Source organism: Ammoniphilus resinae (assembly GCF_017873965.1).
Classification (GTDB): domain Bacteria; phylum Bacillota; class Bacilli; order Aneurinibacillales; family RAOX-1; genus Ammoniphilus_A; species Ammoniphilus_A resinae.
The window spans coordinates 180,491-187,850 of the sequence record NZ_JAGGKT010000010.1 but is presented as its reverse complement, the minus strand read 5'-3'; the positions used below and the strand labels follow the sequence as shown (position 1 = coordinate 187,850).

The following is a 7,360-nucleotide window of genomic DNA, read 5'->3' as shown; positions in this document are numbered from 1 at the left end:
GGGTTTAAAAAAGATGACCCCTGTTCAATTCAGAGATCATCTTCTTAGAGCTGCCTAGACTTTTTTATAGCGTCCTTTACAAAGGGTACATTTTATTATTCCCCTTCACCCCAACCTAAATTGAGAAGTATTAACCATCTATATTCCACGAAACCAATATTCTTAGTGGATCCTGGTACCGGTGTGAACCGAGTTGAAAGAAAAATGCTGGTCTTGAAACCCTCTTCCGCCAAGATAGCACAGGACATCTACTTTTAGCGGAAGGAACCTAAGTTGGCTGAAACTTGGGAAATAATAAATCCCTGATTCACATGGAAATCAGGGGTTTTTGTATTTTAATCATTCGACATATCCTGACCGAGGTCTGACTCCTTCACCGAGGTGAAGCATGGCTTCGCCGTTGCTGTTTTTAGGCCTCATAACGGAGTTTTTCCATTAGATATTGCTCCCGGATGCGATTTCCATTAGGGAACAATCCCTTTTCACTTTCCTGTTACTCCGCTAAAGAACTTCCCATCATAAATGCCTTCTTTCCATACTATTTGACCCGAGTCTGACAAAGCCTCAACCTTTAGTGGGTCAGGGTTAGCGTTTTCCAAAGTATCAAAATAAGTAAACCAAATCCTACCCTGTTCTGTTTCAATAATTTTTGCTTGACTCTCTAATGTTTCTTGCTTAATCATCACTTTTTTTATTTTGTCATTAGTAAGAACCCCTGCAAATGTAACTATTGGAATATTAGAGTCATTATTCATGGTCCAATTAAAACCATCTTTTGGGTTCAATTCAGCATTTCCACTCATGTTCCAATATCCCAATTTCTCTGAGAAAAACGCATGACGAAATCCCGACTCATCTTTGTACAAAATTATGATTCCATTGTTCAACTCTTCTTTATGGAGGACTACAATAGATTCTGGGTTTGGCGCTTTTTCCATAAATTGTTTCATTACTATATCATTATTTGATAAAGTACATCCTGCTAAGATAGTTATAAATGTAATGAAGAAAATAACATTTTTCACTCTTCTCTCCTCCCATCTATTGGTAATTGTAACATATTAATGGGGTTATACTGGGCGTTCGCTCAATTAAATGGTTAAAAAAATAAACAAATCCCTGATTCACACTGAAATCAGGGATTTGTCCATTTTAGTCATTCAATTTTTCAGTAGAGGTTCGACCCATAAGGGAAGCGTAGATCAAACTCCTATTCCCCTCAGTGGCATCCCTTTTACTTGGTATCCAAAATCTTCTGGATAAATTCACCGTACTCTGCTTCGTATTTCTTGTATATTGGTTCGGATGCCTTTTGGAATGCTGCTTGATCGTATTCGGAAGCCGTCAGAATTTCCATTCCGCTATCCTTCGCAGTTTGGATATACTTATCTTCTAGATTTGCAATGAATTCTCGTTCATAATCGCGGGATGCAGTAGCTGCATCGATAAGGATCTTTTGCAATTCAGGAGAGAATCCATCAAATTTTGATTTGTTTATCACAAATAGCGCTGGGCTGTAGAAATGGCCGGATAATGTCATATATTTTTGAACTTCATAGAATTTCTGTGGGACAATAACGGACAATGGATTCTCCTCTCCATCAACAACTCCTTGTTGCATGGAAGTAAACACTTCCGTAATGGCCATTGGAGTAGGTGCTGCTCCGAATTCCTTGAAAGAGTCTAGGTGGACCTTGTTTTCCATCGTACGAATTTTAAGCCCCTGTAGATCCTCCGGTTTCTTGATCGGGCGTTTATTGTTTGTAATGTTCCGGAATCCATTTTCCGCCCAAGCCAAGTTTACAATTCCCACACTCTCTAATTGCTTGCTTACCTCCGCGCCTAGTTCTCCGTCCAACACCTTGTACGCATGGGCCTTATCTCTAAAGAGGAACGGGAAGTCGAATGCATTGGAAAGCGGTGCAAAGTTTCCAACTGGTCCGCTGGATGTAATTGTCGCATCTAAGGTACCTATTTGTACAGCTTCGACTGCTTCACGCTCTCCACCAAGCTCACCGTTCGGATGGATTTCGATCTTTACTTTTCCATCTGTATTCTTTTCTACTAATTCCTTAAACTTTGTGGCGAAAGCATGGTAGTGTGAAGTTTCAGAATCCGGTGTTGCGTGCGCAACGGCAATGGTTACTTCTTCAATACTGCTAGACCCACCAGACTTTTCTCCGCCAGATGAGTTGTTAGACGGTGCCGGCTGGCTGGATCCGCCTGTGCTAGATTGCTCTGCGGGTTTACTTCCGCACCCTACTAAACTACCTGCAGCCAACAATCCTACCAATGCAAGAGAAATTCCTTTTTTCATGTCTTATCCCCCTTTTATTTCATATTTTCTTTATAGATTATATATTCAATAAATTAATTGGTCAATATAATACTTTGAAAATTAATAAATATTGTTCTGGTCTGACAATTAACTGGCTTCTTATCCTGTAATGAAGGCCCCTAAAAAACGCTCTCTTTAAAGCTCTCCTAGATTTAGGCGCATAAATATAGAAATGTGAAAAAAGCCTGACAAAAAAACTGTCAGGCTTTCATCCTTAATCAATATGAATCTCGCTTGTTTTTGGATCCCATTTCACTTTGTTTCCAAGGGATTCACTTATGAATCGTAAGGGGACAACCGTCCAAACATGAATGACTACCGTTGGTACACAGAAACCTGATTTCTCCCATTATTTTTCGCTGTATAAAGGGCCCGGTCCGCCCACTCTACTAATTTGGATACATCAGAGAAAATGCTGGGAATCATCGTTGCCACCCCTATGCTGACCGTGACATAGGACTTTACTTCAGACCCAATATGGGGAATTTTCAGGGATTCAACATGTGATCTTATTCTTTCTGCAACATGCATGGCCCCCTCCCGATCGGTCCACGGCAGGATAATTGCAAATTCCTCCCCGCCGTATCGCGCGACGAAATCACCAGGGCGTTTCAACTCGTTTTCGACTATTTCAGCAACCTTGCGCAAACAGTCATCTCCACCCTGATGCCCATAGGTGTCGTTATAAGATTTAAAACAATCGATATCCATGAGGATTAACGATAGTGGATAAGAATTCTGCGAGGCACGTTTTCCTTCACTCTGCAGCATCTCGTCAAAATAACGGCGGTTGGAAATTCCCGTCAGTCCATCTCGTTGGGAGAGATTTTTCAATACCTCATTGGCCTCTTTTAGCTTTTTCTCTGCTGCTTTACGTTCTGTCATATCACGGGAGATAATCACCATTTGTTGGACTTCTCCATGTGGGTTCATGACCAACTCACCACGCGCTTCTAATGGAACCCAATGACCTGCCCCATGTTTCCATCGAAACTCGATAACAAGGGGACTGCGATTTTCAACCGATTGATAGAAAGTATGCCTTACTCTGCCTACATCTTCAGGATGAATATAAGGATATGCGTAAGCCCCCACGTATTTGTTAAGATCAAGTCCTAAATGGGTTTGGTGTGATGGCGATGCATAAAGCACTCTTTCATTGGTATCGAAAACGGTGATGAAATCGGACATATTTTCCGCTATCAAACGGTAATTCTCTTCACTATCACGCAACCTGCTTTCCATTTCTTTGCGACCCGTGATGTCTTGTACCATGGCCATAATTGAGAGAGGATTGCGATGAAGCATCGTAACGGTTAAATTCCCCCATATGACTCGTCCGTCCTTACGAATGTAACGCTTTTCCATTTGATAGTAATCGCGTTTCCCCTCAATGAGTTCTTGGTATAAAAGCAAATTCGGAATGGTATCATCCGGATAGGTAATCTTAGAAAAAGGCTGATTTCTTAGTTCTTCTGCACTGTAACCAAAGATCTCTTGAAGAATGGGATCTGCTTCAAGAATGCGGCCCCCTTCGATATCCATCAGTGCGGTTCCGATGTGCGCCGTCTTTAATAGACGTTGAAGACGTTCATGGCTATGCCGCAGGTCTTCTTCTAATTTTTTTTGATCTGTAATATCCTGAGAGACACCTAGTAAATGAGTAATAACCCCGTGATCATCAAAAATGGGTTGCAGCCTTGTTTCGACTACCATCTTACCCTCTATAAGATCTACTTCTTCCTGATATTTCAACTTCGTTCCCGCTCGAAGAACTTCTTGATATTTCGAGTGAGCATATGCAGCGACAGGATAAGAAAATATTTCCCAAATGGTTTTTCCTATGAGTTGCTCCTCTTTTAATCCGGTCAGATCTAAATACGCCTGATTGACCGAAACACAACGGATGTGATTTTCATCCACAACCTTCATCAGAAAGATAAGATCCGATACAGAATGATAGATTAGATCAAGTTGATTTTGGATTGAGATCCTTTTGGACCGCTTGAACTTAAATCTTTTCGTTTTCATCTTTACTATTCCCACTGGAATCACCTTTACCATACCTGCAGAATTAAAATTGAATACCATTTAACTATCATTTGTAATGTTATTACGCAGAATATCTTCCTTGATAGTATAGCGTTAGCGCCATTCTTGCAACAGAAAAAACGAACCAAATTAGGCGATCTTATAACAGAAATGAGAGTCTTAAAATATATTGAAAAGCTTTATCTCAGTGATGGGTTCGACAAGGAAAGGGTGGCGATTACTAAGTGGTAAGGGCTCCCCTTAACACCCCTAATTTTTGTATTCCTTGTTCTGTAATCACCCACTGATCTCTTTCGATGGCTTTAATCAGTCCATTTCCTTTTAAAGCTTGTTTCGCGTACCCAACGACTGTTACCCATTGATTTCTTTTCGATTCATAAACTAGATCGATTTGTTCGTTCGTCAGTCCAAATCTCTCGGCTAATAACTGACAGGCCTCTTTTGTAGATAGGGGTCTACTCTTTTGATTATGTCTCTCAAACAAGTGTAATAATAATTGAAACTCCACTGCACTTTGCTCAGGCAATGTAACATTATTCATTGATTCCATTCCCTCCCATGGTTGATAACTCTGTCCCGCATTTCGTGCATAAGATGTGACTAAGTTCACTATCATTGTCAATATATACCTCAATATCTCCTTCGATTTTGATAGTCACGCTACTAGGCTTAAGCACATTTTGCAGACCCTTCGTTAGCTTGCTTTCTGCTCCACACTCACATTTTAGGATAAACATAGTGATCACTCCCCTATTGGTTATAGAGCTATTATCTAATCTTTTTTAGAAGAAATTTGGACAATCTTGTCATTTTCAATTTAAAAGTGATCGAAATAGTGATAGACATCAAACAGGACACTAAGTTCTGCTAATTTTTGAAGTTGGGCGATGGAGAGAATGCATATTCGCTCGTTCTCATCATAAGCCAAATGAGAAAATTCCAGTTGGTTCTGTTGCAACATGGATAAGAAGAGATCTTTGGCAGCTGTAATTTCTTGAGCTCTCTCATAGCTATAGCCATCAAAGCTAATCTCGAGCTCTAACTCCTCACAGACGGTTCCAATAATTCCTTGAAAAATTCGGGTGAAGTCTGTTCCTTCCTTGGGAAAGATCGTCCCGTCAACCGAAAGTTCGATGATCTCTTGTTTTTCAACTTCATCCATTAGACTGTAGACTCGCTCTTGAAAAGGCTTGGAAATCCCTGCTTCTGCCCAAAGAACTTCGTTACGATCTAGATGAACCATTTCACCAAAAATACGATCCAAAGAGATCATGTCACTAGTCAAGCCCACTTTTTGAGCATCCATCATTGAATTTTCGTAGGCACCTAACAGGATTAAAAATAGAATTTGCTGATCGAATCGGTCCATTTCCTTTAGCTCATACATGGATCGTGCCCTCCGTTTTCATTTGATAAGAATCCGTCGCTAGCTTTAATTGCTCTATGAATTTCATACGTAGATCCTCTGGTGAGAGGATTTCACACCTTCCGATATTTGCCAAGCACCACTTCATCAATCCTTCTGCAGTCGCAGTCACATTGGCCTGGATGGGGAGGGAAGTCACTCCTGAGGGGCCAAACTGATTCCCCTCTTTTCCACAGAGTTTGACCAATTCTCGGTACAACGTCCCCTTTATCCGTAAAGAAATTCGGATCGGATTCCCTTCTATTAAATACGGGTGTTGATATTTATAGGTATTTTTCTCGTAAATGGGACGCTCCACGTCAAGTGAGTAGAATTTCAAGGATAAATCCGACATTTCCTTCATAAGGAAATGTTTGATTTGACCCTCTTCATCATAAGCGATCAGATAATACATTTCTTCATCCATCTGCTTATAGGTAAGAATGTCTAGCGCGATGACACGAATCGTGTGGCTTCGATCTCTCGAAACGATCCTCTCCTCTTCAATGAGCGTTTCCTCCCTTTTATATTTAAAAGTCAGCAGCTTTTTGTCCTTAATGGCCTCATAAATCGTTTCCAAGATTTTGGGATGAGGAGGGCTCTGAATAGCCCTGTTCCTTCTCATCGGTGCTGGTTCAGCATAATAGGTGGCAGGTCGATCGATGGGATGTTTATGGATCATCATATTAGCGATAGGCATTTGTAATTCAACCAAATCCTGAAGGGTCCGATCAACCGTCCTCGCGATAAGCTCTAGATTCTCAAAATATCGATGTGTTTCACTTTGCGGGTCCATAATCCGTTCCGTTAACTGAGATACTTTCATCGGTTTATCTTTTGACGAAAATCGATATAACGCATCAAAAATAACCAAACGATACCATTTATCACTAAACTTTTGGAGTGGTTTCGTTTCTTTTCGGTTCATACGCTCAATGCCCCTTTCTCCGTGACCCAGTCCCCCCATTCCATCCACATTTCAAAGGGGTCCAATGGGATTATACCAGGAAACGGAAAATGATAGAGAATCTTTTCCAAAACTTGAACTTGTAAAATCATCAATCCCAGCTGTTGAGGATGGCTATTTAGGTATTCTTGATGGGACTCTATAATTTTCTCTTTATAAGCGTCAAGGAGAGTACCCAGCCCTATTTTAAAATAATCGATACACAAATCTAAAGAAGTGGTATCTAGTTCCAACTTCACAATCAGCACATGACATTCTTTGATCGTTTTGAGAAGGTTTTCAGATAGGCCAATGAGTGTCTTACAGTTCCTTGCATCCTGTTCTAGTAAAATTCCAACATAATCGTTTAGTAATGAACTTTTCTGTTTGAGAGAGAGGATCACCTCGATCACGCCGAGATCATCCTGACTGTATGGCCTTTTCGTTACTAATTCCTTGACGATCGAATCGGTCTTAAAGGTATACTTCTCGATTTCACAGACTAGATCCTGAAGACCATAGGTGTATTCATCGCTATCCAGGTTGTACTGTACAGCTGCCTGGAACAACGAAGTCAATAGGATCCCTGCATATTTCCATGAATCCATTTTAATCCCCT

The 7,360-nt window shown here is 40.7% G+C and carries 9 protein-coding genes; all 9 read right to left on the bottom strand.

Translation table 11 applies throughout. From position 1 onward, the window contains the following. Window positions 1-482 precede the first annotated feature (482 nt). Window positions 483-1,025 (bottom strand): hypothetical protein, encoded by a 543-nt coding sequence (locus J2Z37_RS16455; protein WP_209811374.1) that lies wholly within the window; start codon window positions 1,023-1,025, stop codon window positions 483-485. Window positions 1,026-1,234: 209 nt separating this feature from the next. Continuing rightward, entirely contained in the window at window positions 1,235-2,317 is a 1,083-nt protein-coding gene (locus J2Z37_RS16450; protein ID WP_209811373.1) for a TRAP transporter substrate-binding protein, read from the bottom strand. A gap of 235 nt (window positions 2,318-2,552) precedes the next feature. Then, window positions 2,553-2,618, bottom strand: a complete 66-nt coding sequence (locus J2Z37_RS25595; protein WP_425340334.1) for a hypothetical protein — start codon at window positions 2,616-2,618, stop codon at window positions 2,553-2,555. 35 nt (window positions 2,619-2,653) lie between these two features. Continuing rightward, window positions 2,654-4,369, bottom strand: a complete 1,716-nt coding sequence (locus J2Z37_RS16440; RefSeq protein WP_209811372.1) for a PAS domain S-box protein — start codon at window positions 4,367-4,369, stop codon at window positions 2,654-2,656. A 241-nt stretch (window positions 4,370-4,610) separates the two neighbouring features. Beyond that, window positions 4,611-4,931 (bottom strand): winged helix-turn-helix domain-containing protein, encoded by a 321-nt coding sequence (locus J2Z37_RS16435; RefSeq protein WP_209811371.1) that lies wholly within the window; start codon window positions 4,929-4,931, stop codon window positions 4,611-4,613. After that, entirely contained in the window at window positions 4,924-5,127 is a 204-nt protein-coding gene (locus tag J2Z37_RS16430; RefSeq protein ID WP_209811370.1) for a hypothetical protein, read from the bottom strand. Before J2Z37_RS16430 ends, J2Z37_RS16435 begins: the two co-directional genes overlap by 8 nt. Window positions 5,128-5,207: 80 nt before the next feature. Next, complete coding sequence (locus J2Z37_RS16425; protein ID WP_209811369.1) at window positions 5,208-5,777, bottom strand: hypothetical protein; 570 nt, start codon at window positions 5,775-5,777, stop codon at window positions 5,208-5,210. Then, a complete protein-coding gene (locus tag J2Z37_RS16420; protein ID WP_209811368.1) occupies window positions 5,770-6,723 on the bottom strand; it encodes a WYL domain-containing protein in 954 nt (317 codons plus the stop codon). The genes J2Z37_RS16425 and J2Z37_RS16420 overlap by 8 nt, the downstream gene beginning before the upstream one ends. Next, window positions 6,720-7,349: a hypothetical protein gene (locus tag J2Z37_RS16415; RefSeq protein ID WP_209811367.1), complete on the bottom strand. Its 630-nt coding sequence runs from the start codon at window positions 7,347-7,349 to the stop codon at window positions 6,720-6,722. Before J2Z37_RS16415 ends, J2Z37_RS16420 begins: the two co-directional genes overlap by 4 nt. Window positions 7,350-7,360 lie beyond the last annotated feature (11 nt).